This window comes from Lujinxingia litoralis, from assembly GCF_003260125.1.
In the GTDB taxonomy this organism is placed as follows: Bacteria; Myxococcota_A; Bradymonadia; order Bradymonadales; family Bradymonadaceae; genus Lujinxingia; species Lujinxingia litoralis.
In genome coordinates this window covers 98,100-121,567 of record NZ_QHKO01000007.1, presented here as the reverse complement: position 1 = coordinate 121,567, position 23,468 = coordinate 98,100, and the positions used below count along the sequence as shown (strand labels likewise).

The following is a 23,468-nucleotide window of genomic DNA, read 5'->3' as shown; positions in this document are numbered from 1 at the left end:
TCTCAGCGCCGACTTCCCCCACACGCCCTCCCCCCCTCACCCCCAATCATACGTCACACAAAACTCCCAGATCCCCCTCCCCTGCGCGTCCTTCGTCGCCGAGCTTGAGAAGTACAGCGAGACCTCCGGGTGCCTGGAGCCAAACGCCTTGCCGGAGCGCGCCATAAACGCTTGCAGATCCGCGGTGGTGGCACCCTCCAGGCCCGTGGCGTCGAAGTAATAATAGACCATATGAAAACCATCGACGCGGGCGGCCTCCACGACTGCCACCCGACCGTCAGCCAACTCGATGGTGCGGGGAGCTTTGTCGGTGGCGAGCTCGCGGGTGCCGCCGGTGGGGTCATCGGCGTCGGTGGGGTCGTCGGCGTCGGTGGCGAGGCAGGTGGCGGGCAAAAAGGCCCACCGCTGGAGCTTCGACGCGCTCATTCAGGCGTATGGCGACGGTTCGTATACACCCTCCGAGGTGTGCCGGATCCACGAGGCGTTACCTTCGGAAGTACGGATTCCAGTCGGGTTCCAGGCGTGCCCTATCCCGCACCTCACACGCTTCACGTTTCCCAACGAAATCAGCGCCTTAGCGGACCGGAGGGCATCCCTCATGATGGTTTACGTCTCCGCCCTCCGCTGCCTCGCGCGTCCCCCCCGGCTCAAGCCTCTTCCCCCCGCCCCCCAGCCCCCCTTAAACAATCGCTACACCTCGCCGCCTTGGCAGGCCCCCCCGATCGCGGTACAAGAGGGGCATTCACACGACGTTAAGCGCCTCGAAGGGGGGGCGCGTACGCCTGGAGGGAGCGATGAAGCAGATCGTTGCAGCGCTGGTATTGGTGGGGTTGATCATCGTCGTCGCCGTAGTGGTGGCACTTCGACACACGCCAGAACAAGAGAGTGGGACGCTGGAGCGCACCGGCGTGGCCGGGCAGCACACCCGTCCCGAGGAGGGGGCAAAGCCGGCCGGCGAAGGGGCGGCCGCGGATGAGGGGGAGCATCACGAGCGGCCGGTGGTGGGCCGCAAGCCTTAAGGCGCCGCCCGGCGCTGAGTGCGTCGCCGGGGCGCCGCGTGCTTCTTAAGGAGGCACGCGGCGCCCTTTTTTTTATGCCCGATGCGCCCGCTGTGGCCGCGGCGGGCGGAGATTAAGCCAGGCCTTTCGAGCCCGGGGTGAGAGTGAGGGGGCGCCTGGAATGTTGGCCCGGCTGGGGGGTTACGCTAAGGTGCGAAAACCTGTACGCATGTACCGCACTCACCCACCGGGTCGGTGTGCAGGTTTGTACGGCAACGCGCCCCGGGTCGCGCCCGGGTTTGCCCACCGCCGCCTCGACGTATCGCCAGCCAGGGAGTCTCCGTGTCTCAGCCCCGCACCACACCCCGCCGCCAGAAGTTCGAGCTTGTCACCGAGTACTCTCCCCAGGGCGATCAGCCCCGGGCGATCGAGCAGATGGTCGCCGGGCTGGAGCGTGGCGAGCGCCACCAGACCCTGCTCGGCGCCACCGGGACCGGCAAGACCTTTGCGATCGCCAACACCATCGCGCAGGTCAACCGCCCCACCCTGGTGATGGCCCCCAACAAGACTCTGGCCGCCCAGCTCTACGCCGAGTTCAAAGAGCTCTTCCCGCATAACGCCGTGGAGTATTTCGTAAGCTATTACGACTACTACCAGCCCGAGGCCTACATCCCCTCCACCGACACCTTCATCGAGAAGGATTCGGCGATCAACGACGCCATCGACCGGATGCGCCACTCGGCCACGCGCAGCCTCTTTGAGCGCAACGACGTGCTGATCGTGGCCTCGGTCAGCTGCATCTACGGCCTGGGCAGTGGCGAGGCCTACATGGGGATGTTGCTCTTTTTGGAGGAGGGCGACCAGGTGCGCCGCGACAGCGTGCTGGAGAAGCTGGTGGAGATGCAGTTCAAGCGCCGCGACGCCGACTTCCACCGCGGCACCTTTCGGGTGCGCGGCGACGTGGTGGAGATCTTCCCGGCCCACGAGGAGGATAAGGCCATCCGCATCGAGTTCTTTGGCGATGAGGTCGAAGCGATCTACGAGATCGACCCGCTCCGGGGCCGCCGCATCCAGCAGCTCTCCAAGATCGCGGTGTATCCCAACACCCACTACGCGGTGCTCCCCGAGAAGAAGAAGATGGCGATGGAGTCGATCAAGGCCGAGCTGCGCGAGCGCCTGGAGGAGCTGGTGGCGCGCGGGATGCTCCTGGAGGCCCAGCGTCTGGAGCAGCGCACCCAGTTCGACCTGGAGATGATCGCGACGATGGGGTTCTGCAACGGCATCGAGAACTACTCGCGCCACTTCTCCGGGCGAGATCCCGGCCAGGCCCCGCCCTGCCTCTTTGACTACTTTCCCGAAGACTACCTGCTGGTGTTGGACGAGTCCCACGTCACCGTGCCGCAGATCGGCGGGATGTACCGGGGCGACCGCTCCCGCAAGACCACCCTGGTGGAGCACGGCTTTCGCCTGCCCAGCGCCATGGACAACCGCCCCTTGAAATTCGAGGAATGGGAGAACCACATCAACCAGGTCATCTTTGTCTCGGCCACCCCGGGCGACTACGAGCTGGAGAAGTGCGAGGGCGTGGTCGTTGAACAGATCATTCGCCCCACCGGACTGATCGACCCCGAGATCGAGATCCGTCCGGCGCTGGAGCAGGTCGACGACGTCTACGGCGAAATCCGCCTGCGCATTGAGCAGGGCGAGCGCGTGCTGGTCACCACGCTGACCAAGCGCATGAGCGAGGATTTGACCGAGTACCTCGAAGAGCTCGGGATCAAGGTGCGCTACCTCCACAGCGACATCGACACCATTGAGCGCATGAACCTGATCCGCGACCTGCGCAAGGGGGTCTTCGATGTGCTCATCGGCATCAACCTCTTGCGCGAGGGCCTGGACATCCCGGAGGTCAGCCTGGTGGCGATCCTCGACGCCGACAAGGAGGGCTTTCTGCGCTCGACCCGCAGCCTGATCCAGACCATCGGGCGCGCGGCGCGCAACGCCAAGGGCAAGGTCATCCTCTACGCCGACCGCCTCACCCACTCGATCAAGGAGGCCGTCGAGGAGACCAACCGCCGCCGCGAGATTCAGGCGGCCTACAACCTGGAGCATGGCATCACGCCGCGCACCGTCACCAAGCGCATCTCCGACCTGGAGGAGCATGTCCCGGCCAACCCCGACGCTCCGGCCGGCCCGAGCGGGCTCCCCGCTGGCGTGGACGCGGTCTCGGCAGACGAGGAGCTGACCCCGCAGCTTTTGGAGAAGCGCATCGAAAAACTCAAGGAGGCGATGAAGGCCGCCGCCAAAGAGCTGCGCTTTGAAGACGCCGCGAAGCTACGCGACGAGCTGCGCGCCACCCAGGCCCGTTTTCTGGGCGTGGCGTAAGACCGCCGGCCGGGCTAGCCCCCGACCTTGAGCGCGCCGGTGGGGAGGTCGCCGGCGCGCTCCGCCCCCCCAAAGGGCCGCACCCAACCGGTGTCGGCGCAGCGCCGAAGCAGCTCGCCCACCGAGCGCTGATGCACCGGATGGAAGAGATCGGGGGCGATGCTGTTTAAAGGCACCAGCACAAAGGCCCGCTCGGCGATCGCCGGGTGCGGCAGGGTCAGGCGAGTATGGTTGAGGATGAGATCGTCGTAGAAGAGGAGGTCGAGATCGATGGTGCGGGGCCCGCGGCGCACCCTGCGCACTCGCCCCATCGCCTCTTCAATGCCCAGGAGCGCGTCGAGGAGTTCCAGGGGTTTCAGCCCGGTGTGCAGCTCGCAGCAGGCGTTCAAAAAGAGCGGCTGATCCTCGACAACGCGGGGCTCCGTCTCATAAAAGGCGCTGACCGCCTCGAGGCGCGTGTGGGGCAGGTGCTCTAAGGCGCCCAGCGCGCGCTCCAGGGCGCAGGCGCGCTGGCCCAGATTGGTGCCCAGCGCCACGATGGCGCGGGCGCTCGACAGTTCTCTCGATGGTACTTCGTTGGACACGGCACGACCGCGGGCAGGTTGCTTACTAAGGAAAGACGATGGTTCACCCCCGAAAAGAGCGCTCCCCAGGGTGTTTGAAGCGCCGGCTGCTCCTCGCCGCCCTGCTGCTGATGACGGCGGGCCCGGTGGGCTGCACCGACGCAGAGCTATCAGATGGCGAGTCGCTTGTGTACTTAAGCCCCTGGTCGGGGCGCGATCTGCAAGCGGAGCCGGTCCAGGCCGCCTCTCCGCGCGCGCTCAGCGCCGAAGAGGCCGCGAACTACCGCGAGATCGCCGACAGCTTTGCCACCAACGCCCCCACGCTGCTGCAGCGCCCCGATGTGGTGCAGCGCCTGGAGTCGATCGAGCAGGTCTTCTTGCTCTCGGGTCGCTACCTGGAGCTGGTTTCGCTCTACCAGCAGGCCGTCGAGGCCGGCGGGGCGCAGAGCCCGGCGGCCCCGGCGCTGGCCTGGAGCTACCTGCAGCTGGGTCAGGAGGGGCAGGCCCGCGAGCTGATCGAGGAGCTCAAGCGCGCGCGCCCCAACGAGGCGGTGGTCCACGTGCTCGACGCCAGCCTGCACCTGGGGTTGATGGAGCGCTCCAACGAGTCGGCGGCGGCCGCGCTCCAGGCCTTTGAGCGCGCGCGTGAGCTCGACCCGAACTTCGGGCCCTTTCGCGGGCTGAGCGCGCCGCTGATCGCCGAGCAGATCAACCGCCTTACCACCCGCGTCGCCCGCACCGGGGGCGCGGTGCCGGCCAACGCGGTGCCGGCCAACGCGGCGACTCCGCCCGCACCGGACGAGAACGCGCCGAGCGATGCAGAACAAGCTGCTCAGGAACAAGCCGCTCAGGAACAAGCCGCTCAGGAACTGGCCGCGGCGCAGGCTCCGGCGCCTCCCCCGCTCGGCCTGACGCCCCCGGCCGGGCTGGCGCCGGCAGCGCCCACCCCGGCGCAGCAGGCCGCCATTTTGGTGGCCGATGGCCAGATCACCGCGGCCCGTGGCCCCGAGCACTACGAACAAGCCCAGCAGTACTTCCGGCGCGCGCTGGAATTTGAGCCCAACAACGTCGACGCCGGCCTGGGGCTCTTGACCATCGCCGCGCGCTCCGGCGCGCCCGACACCATGCTCCGCAGCCAGGTGGAGCTCCTGGCCGGCCAGAAGCACCTCAAGGCGTCACAGGCCTATGAGCTGGCCATGATCAGCCTGCGGCGCTTGAATGATCGCCCTCTCGCTACTAGCTTGCTCCAAAAGGTCCAGGAGCTGGACCCACGCTACGCCGAACGGGTCGGCGTCGAGGCTCTGCTGACACCCTGACCCCTCCTTTTACGGCATCACAGCCCACGCTCACTTTTGAGGAGCTCTTTATGTCCGACCAGAACGCGGTCGTCGCCGACAACAAAGTCGTTGCCTTCCATTACACCCTGACCAACAGCGAGGGCGAAGTCCTCGACACCTCCGAAGACAACGGCCCCCTGGCCTACCTCCACGGCGCCAGCAACATCGTGCCGGGCCTGGAGAAGCAGATGACCGGCAAGAAGGTCGGCGACGCGTTCAAAGCCGAAGTCACCCCGGCCGAAGGCTACGGCGAAACCCAGGGCCCGGGCCCGCAGCCGGTGGAGCGCAGCGCGTTCCCGCCCGGCGCCGAGATTCACGAAGGCATGATGTTCGCCGCGCAGATGCCCGACGGCAGCCAGATGCCCCTGTGGGTCGTCGAGATCGAAGGCGACACCATCATGGTCGACAACAACCACCCCCTGGCCGGCGAAACCCTCTACTTCGACGTGGAAATCACGATGATCCGTGATGCCAACGCCGAAGAGATGGCCCACGGCCACCCGCACGGCATCGACGGCAACGAGTCGCACTCTCACTGAGAGACTCGGGAAGCGCCGCGCCCTGCGGGCGCCGCGTGCCCATCGCCCTTAAAAAAAGCGACGCGCCCTTTGACAGGCGCGTCGCTTTTTTTTGTGTCGCCCGTCCCCCTCCGGCGCTCCGACCCAAGCGCGGGCCTTACTCCGCAGCCGGCGGGAGCAGATCCATGGAGTCGCAGTGGGTGGCCTCGATCATGCCCTGGCCCTGCCCCTGGGGGAAGGTCCCGGCCACAAAGAGCTTCAACCGGCTCTCGGGCTGCGAGGGCGCCGGCTGCCCGACGCAATCGTCCAGGCAGTAATCGGTGACGATCGGGGTGATCTGCGCCCCATCTTCGGTGCGGATCAGCGGCGGGTTGGCGGCCGGATCGATGAAATCCCCCATGTAATCGAAGATCACCAGCTCGGGGTTGTCGGTCGAAAGGTTGCCGTCGATATCGAGCACCACACCGAGCACCAGCATCGTGCGCGCCGGCGTCGCGCTATCCTCGCTCGGGCATCCCTCAGCGCCCCCCTCGGAAACCTCAATGTAAAACTCCCAGCGCCCCTGCTCGCTCATCTGCGGGTGGGTCAGCCCGAAATAGGCGTCGGAAAAGTCGTACTCCTGGCCATCCAGGGTGAGCACAAAAGGCTCATCCACCGGGGGAATCTCATCGGGGCCGACCTCAGGGAAAATCTCGTCGGGATTGTCGTACCCCAGATCGGCATCATCGCCGGCGTCGTGCTGGGAGTCGCCACCATCGGGCGACCCGCCCGCCGGGGTGATCGCGGGATCGCCACAGGCGATCAGCCCTGTCAGAAGAGCGAGCGCCGGCCAGAAACGTTGAACAGAAGTGCGTGAGGACATGGGGGGACTCCAGAAAATACAGGGGAAGGTGCACAAAAACTCGCCGCGCTTGCGACCAAGGGAGGGAGACCTTCGCGCGGGGCGCGGGGAGGCGCTCGCCATTGTGTGTAAAACGGGACGAAAAATCGACCGTCCCTTCAACTCAATTTCTGGAGGTCGACCATGGTAGCGATGTTCAAGGCGCTGGTGATGACCGCTCTCATCGTCTTCGCGAGCGGATGTCTGATCGTAGAAGAAGCCCACCTGGAATCTGAAGACGGGGAAATCGGCTGCGAATGCCAGCGCGACACCGACTGCAACAGCGGGGTCTGCGACGACGACGTCTGCGTGGCTCCCGTCTGCCGCTGGAGCTCGGATTGCGACGATGATGAGCGCTGCGTCAACGGGCGTTGTGCCGACGACGACTCCCCGGGCGACGCCGGCGAGGAGCCCGACACCGACACCGACGAGGAGCCCGACACCGACGCCGGCGAGGAGCCCGACACCGGGGAGGACTGCCCGGACACCGACGAGCCCGGCACCTGTGAGTCCTGCGGAGGCTGCGGCGATCTGGATCGCTGCGTGCTCAACAACGAGTGCCCCTTCGGCGCGCTCTGCCTCGACGGGGATTGCCGCCTGGCCTGCACCGACGACGCCCAATGCCCCAACACCGAGATCTGCACCGATGGCATCTGCCAGCCCGACCGCCAGGGCGGCGATCAGTGCGTCTACGATGAGGATTGCGGTCAGGGACGCTGCATCAACGGCTTCTGCCTGGAGCGCTGCACCGACGCCAGCAGCTGCGCCGATGGCGAGTCCTGCCTCAACGGCACCTGCCGCCCCGACCACAGCACCGGACCGCAGTGCCGGGTCGGCGCCGACTGCAACCCGGACGAGGATTGCGTCAACGCGCGCTGCCGCGCCGCCTGCACCTGCGACGAGGACTGCCAGGCCATCGGCGGCGCCACCGACACCTGCGAGCAGGGCTACTGCGTGGCCGCCCACGAGAGCCAGCCGGAGTGCACGCTGGGCAGCGACTGCGCAGATAACTCGCGCTGCCTCGATGGTCTGTGCGTACCCTTCTAAGTAAGAGGTCAGCGAGCGTGGCCGGTCTTCTCCCTCATCCGCAGGCTGCGGGAGCCCGAACTCCCGCAGTCCCCCGGCCACGCTCCACGCACCAGACGTCTCGCAAATCCCCGGAGCCTGTGACACCCTTGACGCCCCTACTCCTCTCCATTGACCCGACGTTGAGCCGTTCCCATGGCCCAGACCGAACCGCAGTTTGATCGTGACGCCGCGCTGATCACCCGGGCTGCGGCCGGCGATCGCCACGCGTTTCGGCAGCTCTACGAACGCCACGTCGGCTATGTCACCCACCACGTCGGCCGCCTGGTGGGCCCCCGCGGCGAACTCGAAGACGTGGTCCAGGAGGTCTTCGTCCGGGTGCACCGCTGCCTGGCCGACTACCGCGGCGAATGCGCCTTTACGACCTGGCTCTATCGGGTGGCGCGCAACGTGGCGATCGATCATCTGCGTCGTCGCAAAAAGACCGTCTCACTCGATGACTGGCGCCCGCTCCGCCAGACGGCCAGCGCCTGGCGGCGCCTGGAAGCCCGCGATCAGCTGCGCGGGCTTTACGCCGCGATGGAGCGCATGTCGCTTGAGCATCGCGAGGCTTTTGTGCTCTATGAAATCGAAGGCATGAAGCTGCGCGAGATCGCCGATCTGACCGGCGATCCGCTCAACACGGTGGCTTCCCGGGTTCGCCGGGCGCGCGAGGAGTTGCGCGCCGTGCTGGAAGCCACGCAGCCAGGAGAGCGGGCATGAGTTCAGCGCCCACCTGCCATCATGTGCGGATCGACGCCTTCGATCTGCGCCGGGGGGAACTCGATGACGCGCGCCAGGCCGCGCTCAGCGCCCACCTGGAGCACTGCTCGGGCTGTCGCGACTACGTCGAGCGCATGGTCGATATGCTCGACGAGGCCGTCATCTGGGATCCGGCCGATCCCCTGGTCTTCGACGCCGACGCGCTCTTCGATCGCATCAGCACCTCGCTCGACGCGCCCGAGGCGCCCCATCCGGCGCGCCCCGACGACGCGCGTCTGGGCAGCCCCGGAGAGACCTGGCCGGCGCTGCCGCCCCGGCGCCCGCGCCCGGCCCACGACGACGCCCACGATCTGCCGCTTCGCGAAGGACGCCGCGGCTCGGCCGCCCACCTGGTCGCCGCGCTGGCCGCCGCGCTGGTGGCCTTTCTGGCCTGGCCGCTGATCCTCAGCTCCTGGACTCAAGACAGCTCGGAGACGCCCCCCTCGCTGGCCTCGCGCGCGCTGACCGAAGACGCCCCCGCGCCAGGCCTCGACGCGAGCTCGGCGCCGACCCTGGAGCTCGACGCGCTACGCCTCTTCGCCTCCGACGATGCGCGCTGGGGCATCTCGGTGATCGAGGGGGGCTGGGAGATCGACGCCCGCCAGGGCACGCTGGTCCTGGAGTTTTTGCCCACCGCCGACGAGAACCTCAACGTGCGCTTCCCCGGCGCCGAGGCCACCGTGGTGGGGACGGCCTTTTACGTCGACGCCGACCAGCGCGAGCTCGGCGTGATCGCTGGCGAGGTCGCCGTGCGCGGCGACCAGAGCCCGGAGCAGCCGGTGCTCGGGGGGAGCGCCTGGCAGCAGGGCCGCCAGCGCCCCATCCCCTCGGAGCGCTGGGAAGCGGTGACGCTTCATGTGGATCCGCAGAGCCACCGCGCGCGTCAGGCCCTGGCCCGGGAGGCCGCCCGGGCCCGCGACGAGGCCTCACAGGCCGAGGAGCCTGCAACCCACGCGCAAACGCCTGAGGAGCCTCCCGCTTCGGCGCCCCATCCCGCCACCGCCGCGCGCACGACCGGGCCCGCCGCCCGGGGCCAGGCTCGCCGGCCCGGCCCGGCCACGCTGCGCCTGGACGCCGAGGAGGCCATGCGCCGCCGCGACTTCCAGGGCGCGGCCCGCAGCTACGAGCGCCTGCTCAACGAGCTCGCCCCCAACGCCCGGGCCGCCGCGACGATCCGCCTGGATCTGGCGCTTCTCTATTACCGTCAGCTCGGCGACAAAGCGCAGGCCATCCACCACCTGAGCACCTTTGCCGACACCTGGCCCGATGATCTGGCCGCACCTTTTGCGATCAGCGAGCTCTGCCGACTCCTGGGCGATCAACGCGCGAAAAGCCCCCATTGCGGAGGGCGCTGAGTGCGCAGAACCCTCTTCTGCATCGCGCTCGGCACCCTGAGCCTGCTCTCCCAGAGCGCGTGGGCCGAGCGCTCCCCACAGCGCGCGGAGCTGCAAGCGGTGGAGGCCTGCGCCAGCGCCGAGCAGGTCGCCGAGCTCCAGCGGGAGCTCAAGCTGCGCCTGCCCGAGCTGCACTTCTTTCGGGCGTCGCGCGCCGACTCCCGGGCGCCGGACTGGCAACTCTTCTGGGTGCCCGCCGGCCGGGGAGAGTGCGCGGTGCTGCTACGCACCCACGAGCTGGAACACCGCGCCACTCTGGGCCCCGATGCCAGCGCCGAGCAGGTGCGGGAGGCCGCCAGCCGCCTGGCCTGGGTGATCACCGCCTCGCGCTCCGCCGCCCGCGATGCCGCCCACCAACAGGGGCAAACCCACGCCACACAGGTGCTCGCCAGGGCGCGCCAGCTCAGCGCCGCCCGCCACACGCCCCCCCAACCCGACGCCCTGGCGAGCACCGCGGCCCGGGAGAGCGCCGGCGCCATCGCCCGGCACACCCTCCAGCGCGCCCGGCACCTGGCCCGCACGCGCCAGCCCCCCGCGCTCGCCACGTCCACGCTCCCCGCAGCCCTCACTACCCCCACCGGCCCCCTGCGCCTGGGAGTCGTCCCGGGCCTCTCGGTGGGCAGCTCCAACCCCTCCCTCTCGCTCAACATCATCGGCAGCCACGCGCACTTTGAGGGCGCCGAAGTCGGCCTGCTCAACCACCTGCGCGAGCGGGGCGCCGGCGCCCAGATGGCCCTGGGCGCCAACTGGGTCGACGGCTCGCTCCACGGCGTCCAGATGGCCTCCCTCCTCAACTACGCCGCCGAGATTCAGGGCGCCCAGCTCAGCCCCCTGGTCAACATCTCCGAGCGCCAGCGCGGGGTGCAAGTCGGGATGGTCAACGTCGCCGGGCGCCTCCAGGGCACCCAGCTCGGGCTGGTCAACGTCTCCGAAGACGCCAGCTGGCCGGTGGGCCTGGTCAACATCGCCACGGCCTACCCGCCGCGGGCCTTCGCCCACTACGCGCTCCCCGGACACCTCTACGCCGGCGTGTCCATGGGCGGCCGGCGCCTGCGCTACCTGCTGCAGTGGAGCCGGGCCCTCTCCGGCGGCATCGACGCCCTGGGCGGCGGGCTGGGCCTGCACCTGCCCTTTGAGGGCCGCCCCTACTTTGGCGACATCGCGCTGGTCCCGATGCTCACCCAACTCAACGCCGACGTCGGCCTGCAAACCCACCTGCGCGCTCTGGCCGGCTACCGGTTCTCCCGACGTTTCGCACTGGTCGCCGGCCCCTCCTTCAATTACTACCGCTCCTCGACGTCCCGGGGCCACGCCTACGGCTCGCCCATCGCGCTGATGGAGGTGCGACAATCTGACGGGCTTTACCAGCTCTGGGTCGACCTTATGGTGGGCGTCGTCTTTTAGGCGGCCGGCGCTCCCGGACGCCCGGCCCTCACCAGACTTCCCGGCGCTTTCGTGCCCTTTGTGGCCTGTGCTTTCACGTCCCCCTGCCCCTGAGAGCTCTCCGATGACCACCGCGAAACGTACCTACCCCGAATCGCCACGCGCCACCCGCGCGCTCGAACTCGTCGAAACCCTCCAGCTCGCCCTGGCCCGTCGCCTGGTCGAGGCCGCGCCCAACGCCGATGAGCCCGACTTTGCGCCCATCGAATGGCTGCGCGACCAGGGCACCCACGGCGGCGGCAAGCGCCTGGCCACCGCGCAGACCCCCACCTTTAACCGGGCCTCGGTCAACGTCTCCTCGGTGCACTACGACGACCTCCCCGAGCGCCGCCTGGCCTCGGCCACCGCGATCTCCACCATCGTGCACCCGGCCCACCCGCTGGCCCCCTCGATGCACATGCACATCAGCTGGACCGAGCTCAAAAACGGCCAGGGCAGCTGGCGCGTGATGGCCGACTTAAACCCCTCGCACCCCGACGCCCAGGCCACCGCGCGCTTTACAGACGCGCTACGCCAGGTGCGCGAAGACCTCTTTGAGGAGGGCCAGGCCCAGGGCGACCGCTACTTCGACATCCCGGCGCTCGGACGCACCCGCGGGGTGGCACACTTCTACCTGGAGGGCTTCAACAGCGGCGACTTCGACGCCGACCTGGCCATGGCCCGGGACTACGGCCAGGCCGTGATCGCCACCTACGGCGCGATCCTGGAGGAGGCGCTGAAACACGCCCCCGCCCCCACCGACGCCCAGCGCCGACAGCAGCTCGACTACCACACCCTCTACCTCTTCCAGGTGCTCACGCTCGACCGCGGCACCACCTCCGGGCTGCTCGTCCACGATCAAAACGACGTCGGCATCATGGGCTCGTTGCCCACCTACATCGACCGCGATCTGCTGGCCTCCTGGGCCGATCGGGTCCCGACGCCTCAGCCCGAGCTGGTGCGGGCGCTGGTCGCCGCGCTGCCGACCGAGGTCCCCACCCCGGTCGACACCGCCTCCCGGGAGCGCCTGGCACAGGTGGTCCGCGAGCACTACCAGCGCCACCCCGAGGCCCTCGACCTCCAGGCCAGCGGCAACACGCTCCCGCCCACGGTCGACAACCACCTCAAGCCGCGCTGACCCCCTGCGGGCTGCGGGCCTCTCCCCCGGCCACATACGCCCGGGCCCCAAGCCCGCAGGAACCTCCCCCCTTGACATCCTCCAGAGCCCCCGCCGAGGATTGGAGCCCTACTCGCCACGCGCGGCGCCTCTTGCGATCTCTGGAATCGCTCCGGGCGCCCCGGGCACGATGTTTTGCTCCGAGCCCTCATGCACCCCGATCGCTGGCAACGCCTCTGCGACGCGCTCAGCGCGCTCGCCAGAGCCCCTCAACACCACCCCAACCTCATCGCCGAGTGCCTGGCCCACCAGGCCGCACGCGCCACCGGCGGGCACCGCGCCTTTGTGTTGCTGATGACCCGCAACCGGGTGCTGCCCCGCAACCTTCAAAACGAGCCGATTCAGGGCTGGACCCCGATCCATCGCTACAGCCCGCCAGCGTCTCCAGAGTATCAGAAGCTCATCGGTGAGCTGATGCGCCGGCGCAGTCCCATCAATGAACTTCCCTCCTCGGTAGCCATCGCCCGCTCGGCCGGGCGGCTCCGGGTGCTCCTGCGCCCTGAACTCATCGGCGAACGACGCTGGGAGGAGACCCCCACCGGCGAGTTGATGGCACTGCTGGGCTCCGGGGACCGGATGCTGGGCGGGCTGCCCCTGGGGGATACCGTCGAGGTCATTATCGGCGTCGATCGCCCGCTGGGTGCACCTGAATTCGTCGAAGAAGATCGCGCCCAGCTCGCACGCTTCTTCGAGCGCTGTGGCCCCTACCTGATGCGCATCCTCATCAGCCACGGGCTGCTCCCCCACCAGAACCCGCTGACCCCACGCGAGCGCGAATGCCACGAGCTCTTGCTCGACGCGCTCACCGAAAGCGAGATCGCCGAGGTCATGGGGCTCACCCCCCGCTCGGCCCATCAGTACGTCGCGCGCGTCTACCAGAAGCTGGGCATCAACAGCCGCGCCCAGCTCATCAGCGAGTGGCTCATCGCCGGGCAACTCTTCGAAGCGATGATGCCCTTTGACCTGGATCACCGCCTGGCGAACGTCGAAGGCCTGCGCAGCGCCGAAAGTACACAGACGTCGACGCCGGCCTGACAAGCGCACCGGGACGACTCGGACGTCGGCGACGCTCCTCATCCCCCCACCTGGCGACCTCGCCTGACGAAGAACCTCGTCAGACGTTGATCATCCCACCTTCTGGTGAGCCCCCCGCGCCTTGAAGCGCGCCGGGGTAAGGCTTCGCCCCCGCCTACGACCTCCCCTTTCGGCAGACAGCCATGCTCAAAGGCCATCCCCCTCTTTCAGGGGGCCGCGCCCTCTGGCGTCTTCGTCTGCCACCCGCTCGCAACAACTCCCCACGTTACTGATCAGTAACACATCATTTCCAACCCTCGATGCGTCAATTGTAGCCCCCGGCAGTCTCACTAGTCTCCCGTCTGCAACCCACCTCATCACACCTGCAGATTCGGAGGCCCCTCTTGAAGCCCTACCCTCGTCCACGTCTCGCGATTTTGGCCCTGGCCACCTCTTGGATGGCCTGCGGCGGCGACCCCGCCGATGACCCCGCTCAGACCTTCCCCGATCCCAACATCCCGGTGGAGCTGGACGACGAACCCCTGGCCGTAAATTCCCAGAACGCCTGCACCCTGGATCTGGACTGTGCCGCCGGGAGCTATTGCTTTCAGGGCATCTGTGCCAGCCAGTGCTCCGAGACCCGGGCCTGCGACTCGGGCCTGAGCTGCAATGAGCGCGGGCGCTGCGTGGTGGCCAGCGTGCCCGGCCGACAGGCCCTGGGCGAAGAGACCCCCTCGGTGCTGCCGGGCCTGAACTTTCGCGGCCTGCTGCCCACCCAGCACTACATCTCCCCGGGGCAGCAGAGCGTCACCCTCACCCTGGAGCTCAACGATCAGGCCCCGGCCAGCGGCGTGGCCTACATCGCCCGACGCAGCGATGAGCCCGACGCCGAGCCGCAGGTCCTGCAGATGCAGGCCGCCGGCAATCAGGTCAGCTTCGAGCTCCCGACCGGCCTGGCCAACCCCCAGAGCGCCGATCCGCAGGCGGTGCGCGTCGAGATCATCTCGGCGGTGGGCAGCTTCACCCTGGGCCTCTTCCCCGAGCGCCTGGCCGGAGGCCACTACGAGGGCGTCGTCCAGATCGAGACCTTTGGCGCCGGCGGGCTCCCCTTTAGCGCCGACATCGTCACCGTGCCCCGGGACAGCTCGCTGAGCAGCGCCGAGCAGGCCTTCCTGGTCCTGGCCATCGACGACGCGGCGATCTTCAGCCCGGCCCGCGGCCCGGGGCTCCCCGAGACCATGGCCGCCGAACTGCACTACGACGACTTCACCCAGAGCTGGGTGGCCACCTTCGACGCGAACTTCGATTTGAGCGACAGCCCGGTGATTCGTGCCCCGGAGCAGCAGGTCGCTCGCCAGATGCGCTTTGAGATCAACCTCGACAGCGATGGCCAGCTCACGGGTCAGATGCGCGACGGTTTTGCCGGCATCTACGAGGCGCGCAGCAACGAGGGCGTCATCTCGCTGGCCGACGTGACCTTTACCGGTGCCCTCTACGCCACCCGCACCGGTGACGGGCTCACCCGCGACGCAATCGATCCAGACGCGGCCATCCCCCAGGCCTCCCCACAGCCGCTGCCCGCCCCGACGCTCGACGCCTGCCAGAGCGCCGACTTCGCAGCAGTCGCCGAGATCGACCAGGAAGTCTTCGACTGCGCCGACATCACCTCGGTGGAAGCCTTTCAAAACGCCTCTCCCGATGCCCAGGCCGCCTGCGCCATCGCCGTCTCCGCCGACGCCCTGAGCGGGGAGACCACCGCCACCCAGATCGAGGACTACATCAACGGCGTGGGCGAAGGCTCCTTTGCCGAGTTCATGGAGCGCTGCGCCCGCGGCGACCAGGGCCTCTGCCGCCCCTCTGACCAGGTGGTCTGTGGGCGTTCGCTGGTGGCCAGCGCCTACCGCACCCAGCAGACCGACTCCACCTACGTCAACGAGCTCTCGGGCTGGTACCTGCAGACCTCCCGCGAGCAGTTCCTCGGTCAGCAATTCGGCTCGCTCAGCGCCGACACCGAGACGCGCCTGGAGTGGCTCAGCGCCACCAACTACCCGGCCATCGTCACCAACGCGGTGCGCAGCCTCAACGAGAACCTCCTCGATGAGTGGCAGAGCTCGGTGCTCGACGTGCACTTTGAGGTGCTCAGCGCCCAGTTCGACACCGCCGGCCTCTCCACCCTGGCCCGCCAGCCCCTGGGCCAGGCCACCGTGGACGCCCGCGGCGAGCTCTTGTTGGAGATCAATCAGAACTTCCGCACGGCGATGGAGTCGCTGACGATCGCCGCCCGTCGCTGGGACGTGGTCGCCAGCAACCCAGCCGACCGCCGCGCCAAAACCGACTACGTCGCCTCCCGGGCGCGCGACCTCTACCTGGCCGCCGGCGTGCTCAAGAACCTCAACCGCGCCGGCGATCAGGGATTCTTGTCATCCAGCATCGGCGCCGGCTTCTCCGGCCTGCAACGAGAGATCCAGCGCCTGAACGCCGAGTTCAGCGAGCTGATCTACGCCCGCGATGGCGAGGTCGTCGTCTCCACCTCGCTCGACCCCACCGTCTCCAACATCACGCTCCTGGGCACCCTGCGCACCGAGGCCGAGAACGCCGTCGAGCGCGCCGACATTCAGGTCAGCGAAGTCATCGCCCGCGACCAGGCCGAAGCGCTCAGCGAAGCCGAGCTGCGAAACCGCCTCAACAACGAGATCGACGACCTCAAAGACGAGCTCGTCAACCTCTGCGGCCTGCCCCTGGGCTGCGACCTGGGAGACGCCTTCAACACCCCGGGATGCGAGGTCCGCGTAGAGTTCGGGGAGTGCGGCTTTGCCATCACCCAAAATGGCGAGTTCGACGAGGACTTCCCCATCACTGACCTCGCCACCAGCGAGGCCAGCGCCGCACTGCTCAGCGTGCTCGAAGGCGCCCGAAACGTAAAGATCGCCGCCCAGGACAAAGAGGAACTCATCCAACGAGCTCTGGCTCAGAGCGCTGCCACCGACGCCCTGGCCCAAAACCTCGCCGAACGCGACCTGCTCCGCATCCAGGAAGTGGCACTTCTTGAAGAGAAATTCGCAGAGCTCCAGGCACACCGCGACACCACTATCGCGAAGATCGCCGGCACGCTGAAAGAGCGTCAGCAAGCAAAAAAGACCTTCTACGAAGGTACCGCCGCGGACTTCAAAAAGTGGAACGAGATGCGCATTGCTAACGCCACAGCCGAGCTCGATCAGGAGTTTTTGGCCATGCAGCTGGGACAAGGAGCCAACGCCATCGACACCACGCTGGATATCTCCAAGCTGATCCGAGAAAACGTCAACACTGCCATCCCCGATGACGCCGACGATCCCGGGTCGTTTGCCTCCGCCACCGTCCGTACCGCCTTTAACGTAACGCATCTCATCGGATTCTCTGTGCTGCGCACCGCGCAATTCGGACTTGAGGCGGCCAGCGAAAGCGTGGCATTCGCCGCCAGCGAAGCCCAACGCTACAACGAGATCGAACTCACCGAACTTCAGGAAGCCGCCGATTTGAGCACCCTGGAGTACGAGCAAGAGCTCGACGAACTGCACCAGAGCGCCCTCAACGCCCGGCATCTCGGCGCGCTGGAGCGCGAGACCATTGCCGAAGCCCTGGAGATGGCGCGCCTGGATATCGCCCACGACAAGGCGCGCCTGGAGGATGTGCAACTCCTTCAGGACCGACGCGACGCCATCGTCGAAGAACTCCTTCGCGCCGCCGGGCTGAACCTTCGCAAAGCCCGGGCCGAACTCCAGAGCGTGCAACGCCAGATGGAGTACGGGCAAATCGCCCAGCGCGCCCAGCTTTTGGAGTCCAAACTTCAGGAGCTGCTTGTACAGCGCGAGCACGTCAACCTGATCGTGGGCTCCCCCTCGGCGGTCTTCTCGCGCTCCAGCCGTATTCTCAGCGCCGAAAACGCCCTGGAGCAGGCCAAAGACAGCCTGATGAACTGGCTGGTGGCCCTGGAGTACTACGCGGTGCGCCCCTTTATGGACCAGCGCATCCAGATCCTGCTGGCCCGCAACCCCACCCAGCTGCGCGCGATCGCCGACGAGATGCTCCGCCTGCAAAACGCCTGCGGCGGCGCCACCAACGCCTTCACCGCTGAACTCTCGCTGCGCGACGATCTGCTGGGCCTGAACTTCGCTCAGAGCGACCTCGACGGCAGCACCTTCACCCCCTCGGAGGTTCTGCGCCAGCTGATGCAGGACGGCTTTGTGCCGGTCAACAAACGCGTGCGCTACACCTCCGACGAAAACGTGGGCGATCTCCTCAACCGCGCCAACGACATCCTGGCGGCAAGCTTCTATGTGAACCTGAGCGACTTCGCCAACCTGGGCGCCACCTGCAACGCCAAACTCAGCTCCGTCGACCTGCAGCTCGTCGGGGACCTGGGCCAGGCTCGCCCCACCGTCAGCGTGCTCTACGACGGCACCGGGACCCTGCGCAGCTGCCAGCCCGGCATCGACAGCTACGTCGACCAGTTTGGCGAGGGCACAACCTCCTTTGGTGCCACGACCTACCTGCGCTCCATGGGCCGCTCGATCAGCCCGGTGGCCGGCATCAACACCTTCCTTCAGGAGGGCTCCAACACCACGCTCAACGGCCTGCCCCTGGCCTCGCAGTACACCGTGCTCATCGACACCACCGCCGGCGAAAACGCCGGGCTGGACTGGTCGAAGCTCGAAGATATCCGCCTGCGCGTGGCCTACACCTACCAGGACGTCTTTCCGCAAGGACAATGCCAATGAGACCTCCTAAAGCGATTCTTTGGGGAATGGCTGCGATGCTGAGCCTGGGGGGGCTCAGCGCCTGCGGCTCCGATGACACCCCGACCTCTCATACCCCCACCCCGGGACTCGACGCCGGCGACACCGACATCTCAGATGCCGATGCCGGTCAACCCGACGCCGATGCCGATCAACCCGACGCCGACCTCGATGCCGGCCCGGATGCCGACGCCGACAGCGGCCTACCCGACGCCGACCCCGATGCAGACGCCGATGAGCCCCCGGAAGACTTCGGCCGCACCCTGGCCGACTACCGCCTGTGCACCACCGATGCCGACTGCCCGGTGGGCCTGGGCACCTGCGTCAAAGACATCGCCCTCAACCGCGCCGACCCGCTCCTGGGAACCCACGTCAGCGTGGCCGAGCTCTTTGCGCTGGACCCCGACCAGGGCATCTGCACCGAGGTCTGCACCAACGCCGACAGCGCCTGCGACGAGCTCAGCGTCAATGGTGAGCTCGCCGATCACGAACCCTACAGCTGTCAGGTGGTGGTTGTCGGGGAGTCGCCCTACCCGCCTCCCGGAGCTCGTCCGGCCCTGCCCTTTGCCGATCAACTCAACCCGGCGGAGCTGACCGCCAACGTGCCCTTCGGGGCGATCTGTCGCCCCCCCTTCCAGCTCGATGCCGGGGTGGACCGCGGCTTCTGCCAGGCCTGCGATGGCGAGCAGAACCCCTGCGCCGGCGACTCCCTCTGCTACGACTGGCGCCTGCAACGCCCGGCCATCGGCACGCGCCAGGGCACCTGCCTGGCGCCCTGCGAAGACGAGAGCGGCTGCCCGATGGGCTTTGCCTGCGAAGACGTCGGCGCCGAAGAACTCGACGACCAGGGCAACCTGCTGCCTGGCACGCGCGTCTGCGTGCCCACCGCCCGCAGCTGCGGCTCGTGCATCGACCACGACGAAGACGGCTTCGGCCTCGGACGTTGCGGCCCGGCCAGCCACCCGGTGACCGAGGTGGACTGCGACGATACCAACCCGGCGGCCTTCTACAGCGCCAACGAGCCCGATCACCCCTTCCCCCGGTTCTGCGCCCCGGACCAGGACTTTAACTGCAACGGTCTGGACGACTCGGCCGAGCAGATCGGCAGCCCGGAGTTTGGCGATAACCACTGCCAGGCCTGCGGCGACACCTGCTCCGGAGCGGTGCCCAACGGTCAAGCCAGCTGCGCCACGGGAAGCTGCATCGCCCACTGCGACGATCCGGCGGCCTTTGCCGACTGCGATGGTCTGCTGGACAACGGCTGCGAGCAGCCCGTCGATGATCCCTCCCTCCTCTACTTCCCCGACCTCGACCTCGACGGCTACGGCGATGCCCGGGCACAGCCCTTCTTTGCCTGCTCGCCAGCGGCGGTCCCCGCAGGCCTGGTCAACAACAGCCTGGATTGCGACGACTCCAACCCGCAGACCTACACCGGCGCGCCGGAGATCTGCGACGGAAAGGACAACAACTGCAACCAGGTCGTCGATGACCTGCTCACCGACACCGGCGGTAGCTGCTCCACCGGCCTACAGGGGCGCTGTGAAGCGGGCACCTACGCCTGTGTCTCCGGCGCCCTCTCCTGCGCCCAGAGTAACGCTGCTGTGGATGAGATCTGCAACGGCATCGACGATGACTGCGACGGCACCGTCGACGAGGGCTCCCCCGACCTGGGCGTGTGGTACCGGGACGAAGACGGCGATGGCTACGGCGTCGAGGGCGTCTCTACCCAGGCCTGCAGCCCGCCCCAGGGCTACGCACAGGTTCCCGGAGACTGCGACGATACCCGCGCCGACGTTCACCCGGGCCGCCGGGAAGACTGCGCCAACAGCACCAACATGAACTGCAAGGCCGAGGCCGATGAAACCCCGGACGACTGGCTCCACGCCCGCCAGGCCTACCGTGATGGCGACGGCGACGGCTATTCGCCATCGCCCAACACCACCCTCGCCTACTGCCGCACCCTGCCCACGGGCTACAGCCAGGCACTTCACACCGGCGCGGGCAACATCGACTGCAACGATGCCAACTCCGGCGTAAATCCCGGCGCCACCGAAACCTGCCAGACGCCCCACGACGACGACTGCGACAACAACGTGCATAACGCCCCGGCCCACGAAACCACCCCCTACTACAGAGACGTCGACGGCGACGGCTACGGCGGAAACACCTCGGCACGCTTCTGCGACAGCGCCCCGGGCAACGCCCCCCCCACCAACGAGCCCTGGGTCCGCACGGGAGGCGACCTCCTCGACTGCCAGTGCACCCGCACTGTCATCAGCTCCGGGCACACCTACCAGGGCCGCGATGTCCACCCCGGGCAACACGAACAATGCGACGGCCTGGACAACGACAGCGATGGACGCACCGATGAGGGCTGCCCCCTGGACATGGGCTGGAGCTATCTGGCCAACCCCACCCCCTGGCGCGGCATCACCACCGGGGAGATGGACGACTTTCACTGCCCCTCCCATCAGTATCTGGTGGGCTTTAACGTCAACGTCGTCCGCCCTCACACTAGCTGCGCCTCCGGACATGTTGGCGTCTGGGGCGTGGAAGCGGTCTGCCGCAACTTCGCCTCGGTAGAGACCAACACCGTGCATCCCTTCACCTATCAGGTGCGCCACACCCGGGCCGAAAACAAAGAGATCTACCGCGGCAGCTACAGTGGCTCCTGCGGCGTCGCCGAAGGCTGGGAGGTGCTGCGCTGCCCGGATGGTCAGGCGGTGCGCTCGCTGGTCGGCAGCTACGACCCGGGAAGCCGTATTCGTAAACTGGGCGTTCGCTGCGCTCCCCTGGAAGCAGACCTCCTGCCCATGAGTCAGACCCCACCGCAGGAGGCCGGCATCTCCATTAACACCATCCACAACACCACCAGCGCCATCGTCCCCTCCTACAATGACCAGGGCAGCTGGCCGATGGACGACTCCTGCCAGGCGGGCACGGTGGCCGTGGGCTATACGGCCATCCGTACCCACTTAACGGAGCTGCGCGGCATTCGCCTGCTCTGCGGCCGGGTGGACGCCTGGAACAAGTAAGCGCCGGCCTCCGCAGGCGGCGCGCCAATCCGGCGCGCCGCCTTGACAGCTCCTGTACAGGGAGTTGAGGATGGCCCCATCGTTAGCTCCCTTTTTTAACGTTGAGAACGTCTCATGGCACCGCGTTGGCATGCCCTTGTAGAGGCCTTGCACCGCATCAGCACGGCTCCACAAAGCCGCCCCGATGCGCTGACCCGCGAGCTCATCTACGCCGCCACCGATGCCTTAAAGGGCTCCCGCGGCTTTCTGCTGATCATCACCCGCAACCGCATCCGTCCCCGCCATCTGCGCCGCGATCCCCTCGGGGGCTGGTCCCCGGTGCGCTACATCCCGACCTTTGCCACTCCCGAACACCAACAACGCGTCAAAAAGCTCCTGCGGAACCGCTCCCTGCTCGCCAGCGACCCCTTCAGCCAGGAGATCGTACGCCAGGCCGGCAGCCTGCGCGTCTTTCTCTTTCACGAATTCCTGGCCGGTCTTCCGCAGGGAAGTACGCTTCCCAGCCTCGAGCTCATGGGCATGCTCTCCACCCGAGATCGCATCCTGGGCTGCATCCCGATGGGGCGCACCGTGGAGTGCATCCTGGCCGTCGATCGTTCCGACACTCAACCCCTGTTCAACGCCGAAGATGCCACCACCCTGGCCGAATTCCTCCCCCGCATCGGCCGCTACCTGGTGCGCGTGCTCACCAGCCACGGCTTCCTCGATCACCAGAGCCCGCTCACCTGTCGCGAGCGAGAGTGCTACGAACTCTTGCTTCATAGCCTCACCAAAGCCGAAATCGCCCAGGTCATGAAGCTCTCCCCCCACTCGGTGCATCAATACGTCTCCCGCATCTACACCAAGCTCGGCGTCAACAGCCGAACCGAACTGATGAGCGAGTGGCTCTGCGCCGAAGAGACCTTCGCATCCCTGAAGCCGATGCCTCGCCACCACGACTTCCCGGGCGCCGCCGACGTGGAGTCGGCTTAAGCCCTCGCCACACCGCCACGCCGCTCGACACCGCATACTTCCCCCTCCCCAAACGCCACGCCCGGCGCCAGGCTGTGGCCCACCACCGATGTTTGAGATGCCCATGTCCGCCCTGCCGCCCCGCCGCCTCCTCGTCCCGACCGCCCTGCTCGGCCTGCTCCTCGGGGCCGCTGCCTGCGCCTCCAACCCACTCGCCAGCGACGCGGCAGCGCCGAACTCCGAGGCCGCCGCCTCTTCCACCCTCACCCTCGATCTGCGCGCGCTGGCCACCCAGGCCTGGCTCCACTTCGATCAAACCCGGCATACCTGCGAGACCTTCGACTACTTCCCGGCCGGCGGCATCTACACCTTTTACTGCCGGGCCCGCACCTTTTTGAGCGTGGAGGCCCTGCTGGCCAACACCGACCTCCCCGTCTTTGAGAGCGGCCCCCACCAGGGCACGCTGGTGCGCGACGCCACCGACAGCTTTGGCCACTACAACCCCGCGTTTGTGAGCCGCCTGGCCGACTGGGCGCTGCCCGCGGCCACCCACCCGGCCCTGCTCCCCCGGACCCGCGCGGTCTACACCAAAGCGGTGCGCCCCCTGGCCACCACCCTGTGGGCCACCTACCAGCGCCTCCAGCAGCACCCGGAGTACCTGCAGGCCGAGGCCACGCGCCTGCAACTCGCCATGCAGAGCCCGCAGGGCGTGCCCCGCGACCACTACGAGCGCTACTTCTTCGTGATGAATCCCCACTTTTTCGACGCGCCCGAGGCCGACTTCAACTACTTCTATAACCGTGGTTTTGACGGCGGGGTCTATGAGGGCAACGTCGTGAAATCCGCCGTGGGTTTCTGGATTCGACGCCATATCGACGGCACCGACACGCTCTTCGCCGACCAGCTAAAACGCCTCTTCCAAGTCTACGAGCCCGCCCTGGTGGCCGATCAGCCCCATCCCACAAAACAGGGATTGCCAACCTCGCCGCCCATCTCTCATCCTTAACGACGTCGTGAGCAGAAGTTGACGTCGATGGCGGCGAAGCCGAGAGATCCTCGGGCAAGGCGCGAAACTTAAGGCGATGCTTTAGCATCGTCGAGGCTTTGCAACGCTGCCCGAAGTGCTCTCAACGCCGCAGATACGGCGTCAACGATAGCTCACGGCGTAATAACCTCGCCGCACGACGTTTCG

The 23,468-nt window shown here is 67.5% G+C and carries 17 protein-coding genes; 14 read left to right on the top strand and 3 right to left on the bottom strand.

Translation table 11 applies throughout. The annotated features are described in order from the left end of the window. Positions 1–36 precede the first annotated feature (36 nt). Entirely contained in the window at positions 37–426 is a 390-nt protein-coding gene (locus tag DL240_RS14760; RefSeq protein ID WP_111730665.1) for a hypothetical protein, read from the bottom strand. Positions 427–794: 368 nt separating this feature from the next. Between DL240_RS14760 and DL240_RS14755 the strand changes: the two genes are divergently transcribed. Further along, positions 795–1,019: a hypothetical protein gene (locus DL240_RS14755; RefSeq protein WP_111730664.1), complete on the top strand. Its 225-nt coding sequence runs from the start codon at positions 795–797 to the stop codon at positions 1,017–1,019. 321 nt (positions 1,020–1,340) lie between these two features. Further along, positions 1,341–3,383, top strand: a complete 2,043-nt coding sequence (gene uvrB / locus DL240_RS14750) for an excinuclease ABC subunit UvrB (RefSeq protein WP_111730663.1) — start codon at positions 1,341–1,343, stop codon at positions 3,381–3,383. A 14-nt stretch (positions 3,384–3,397) separates the two neighbouring features. Here the strand turns inward: uvrB and folK are convergent, their stop codons facing one another. Beyond that, complete coding sequence (gene folK, locus DL240_RS14745; protein WP_199589830.1) at positions 3,398–3,967, bottom strand: 2-amino-4-hydroxy-6-hydroxymethyldihydropteridine diphosphokinase; 570 nt, start codon at positions 3,965–3,967, stop codon at positions 3,398–3,400. A 38-nt stretch (positions 3,968–4,005) separates the two neighbouring features. Between folK and DL240_RS14740 the strand changes: the two genes are divergently transcribed. Both DL240_RS14740 and DL240_RS14735 read left to right on the top strand, forming a co-directional pair. Further along, the gene (locus tag DL240_RS14740; RefSeq protein ID WP_111730662.1) at positions 4,006–5,262 is read left to right on the top strand and encodes a tetratricopeptide repeat protein; all 1,257 of its coding nucleotides are present in this window, start codon (positions 4,006–4,008) and stop codon (positions 5,260–5,262) included. A gap of 50 nt (positions 5,263–5,312) precedes the next feature. Beyond that, positions 5,313–5,822 (top strand): FKBP-type peptidyl-prolyl cis-trans isomerase, encoded by a 510-nt coding sequence (locus DL240_RS14735; protein ID WP_111730661.1) that lies wholly within the window; start codon positions 5,313–5,315, stop codon positions 5,820–5,822. A 136-nt stretch (positions 5,823–5,958) separates the two neighbouring features. Here the strand turns inward: DL240_RS14735 and DL240_RS14730 are convergent, their stop codons facing one another. Then, on the bottom strand, positions 5,959–6,663 hold the full coding sequence (locus DL240_RS14730; RefSeq protein ID WP_111730660.1) for a hypothetical protein: 705 nt from the start codon (positions 6,661–6,663) through the stop codon (positions 5,959–5,961). A 162-nt stretch (positions 6,664–6,825) separates the two neighbouring features. On the opposite strand from DL240_RS14730, the gene DL240_RS14725 reads away from it, so the two are divergent. The 10 genes from DL240_RS14725 to DL240_RS14680 all read left to right on the top strand — a co-directional run bounded on the left by DL240_RS14725 (position 6,826) and on the right by DL240_RS14680 (position 23,282). Further along, the gene (locus DL240_RS14725) at positions 6,826–7,728 is read left to right on the top strand and encodes a DUF7107 domain-containing protein (protein WP_111730659.1); all 903 of its coding nucleotides are present in this window, start codon (positions 6,826–6,828) and stop codon (positions 7,726–7,728) included. Between the two features lie 174 nt (positions 7,729–7,902). Next, complete coding sequence (locus tag DL240_RS14720; protein WP_111730658.1) at positions 7,903–8,469, top strand: RNA polymerase sigma factor; 567 nt, start codon at positions 7,903–7,905, stop codon at positions 8,467–8,469. Beyond that, on the top strand, positions 8,466–9,863 hold the full coding sequence (locus tag DL240_RS14715; RefSeq protein ID WP_111730657.1) for a hypothetical protein: 1,398 nt from the start codon (positions 8,466–8,468) through the stop codon (positions 9,861–9,863). Before DL240_RS14720 ends, DL240_RS14715 begins: the two co-directional genes overlap by 4 nt. Further along, positions 9,864–11,306, top strand: a complete 1,443-nt coding sequence (locus tag DL240_RS14710; protein ID WP_111730656.1) for an LA_2272 family surface repeat-containing protein — start codon at positions 9,864–9,866, stop codon at positions 11,304–11,306. A 103-nt stretch (positions 11,307–11,409) separates the two neighbouring features. Beyond that, complete coding sequence (locus DL240_RS14705; RefSeq protein WP_111730655.1) at positions 11,410–12,462, top strand: coproporphyrinogen III oxidase; 1,053 nt, start codon at positions 11,410–11,412, stop codon at positions 12,460–12,462. 189 nt (positions 12,463–12,651) lie between these two features. Further along, a complete protein-coding gene (locus DL240_RS14700; protein ID WP_111730654.1) occupies positions 12,652–13,536 on the top strand; it encodes a helix-turn-helix transcriptional regulator in 885 nt (294 codons plus the stop codon). Between the two features lie 383 nt (positions 13,537–13,919). Continuing rightward, a complete protein-coding gene (locus DL240_RS20760) occupies positions 13,920–18,272 on the top strand; it encodes a coiled-coil domain-containing protein (protein WP_111730653.1) in 4,353 nt (1,450 codons plus the stop codon). Between the two features lie 26 nt (positions 18,273–18,298). After that, positions 18,299–21,325, top strand: coding sequence for a putative metal-binding motif-containing protein (locus tag DL240_RS14690; protein ID WP_111730652.1), 3,027 nt, complete (start codon positions 18,299–18,301; stop codon positions 21,323–21,325). Positions 21,326–21,439: 114 nt separating this feature from the next. After that, positions 21,440–22,297 carry a helix-turn-helix transcriptional regulator gene (locus tag DL240_RS14685; RefSeq protein ID WP_111730651.1) on the top strand — a complete coding sequence of 286 codons (858 nt, stop codon included), beginning with the start codon at positions 21,440–21,442 and terminating at the stop codon, positions 22,295–22,297. A 103-nt stretch (positions 22,298–22,400) separates the two neighbouring features. After that, the gene (locus tag DL240_RS14680) at positions 22,401–23,282 is read left to right on the top strand and encodes a hypothetical protein (protein WP_111730650.1); all 882 of its coding nucleotides are present in this window, start codon (positions 22,401–22,403) and stop codon (positions 23,280–23,282) included. Positions 23,283–23,468: the final 186 nt, after the last annotated feature.

What these genes read in the sequence shown, in the direction of transcription:
- DL240_RS14760 (WP_111730665.1), bottom strand. Translation starts at nt 426, where the DNA reads ATGAGCGCGTCGAAGCTCCAGCGGTGGGCCTTTTTGCCCGCCACCTGC.
- DL240_RS14755 (WP_111730664.1), top strand. Translation starts at nt 795, where the DNA reads ATGAAGCAGATCGTTGCAGCGCTGGTATTGGTGGGGTTGATCATCGTC.
- DL240_RS14740 (WP_111730662.1), top strand. Translation starts at nt 4,006, where the DNA reads ATGGTTCACCCCCGAAAAGAGCGCTCCCCAGGGTGTTTGAAGCGCCGG.
- DL240_RS14735 (WP_111730661.1), top strand. Translation starts at nt 5,313, where the DNA reads ATGTCCGACCAGAACGCGGTCGTCGCCGACAACAAAGTCGTTGCCTTC.
- DL240_RS14730 (WP_111730660.1), bottom strand. Translation starts at nt 6,663, where the DNA reads ATGTCCTCACGCACTTCTGTTCAACGTTTCTGGCCGGCGCTCGCTCTT.
- DL240_RS14725 (WP_111730659.1), top strand. Translation starts at nt 6,826, where the DNA reads ATGGTAGCGATGTTCAAGGCGCTGGTGATGACCGCTCTCATCGTCTTC.
- DL240_RS14720 (WP_111730658.1), top strand. Translation starts at nt 7,903, where the DNA reads ATGGCCCAGACCGAACCGCAGTTTGATCGTGACGCCGCGCTGATCACC.
- DL240_RS14715 (WP_111730657.1), top strand. Translation starts at nt 8,466, where the DNA reads ATGAGTTCAGCGCCCACCTGCCATCATGTGCGGATCGACGCCTTCGAT.
- DL240_RS14705 (WP_111730655.1), top strand. Translation starts at nt 11,410, where the DNA reads ATGACCACCGCGAAACGTACCTACCCCGAATCGCCACGCGCCACCCGC.
- DL240_RS14700 (WP_111730654.1), top strand. Translation starts at nt 12,652, where the DNA reads ATGCACCCCGATCGCTGGCAACGCCTCTGCGACGCGCTCAGCGCGCTC.
- DL240_RS14690 (WP_111730652.1), top strand. Translation starts at nt 18,299, where the DNA reads ATGGCTGCGATGCTGAGCCTGGGGGGGCTCAGCGCCTGCGGCTCCGAT.
- DL240_RS14685 (WP_111730651.1), top strand. Translation starts at nt 21,440, where the DNA reads ATGGCACCGCGTTGGCATGCCCTTGTAGAGGCCTTGCACCGCATCAGC.
- DL240_RS14680 (WP_111730650.1), top strand. Translation starts at nt 22,401, where the DNA reads ATGTCCGCCCTGCCGCCCCGCCGCCTCCTCGTCCCGACCGCCCTGCTC.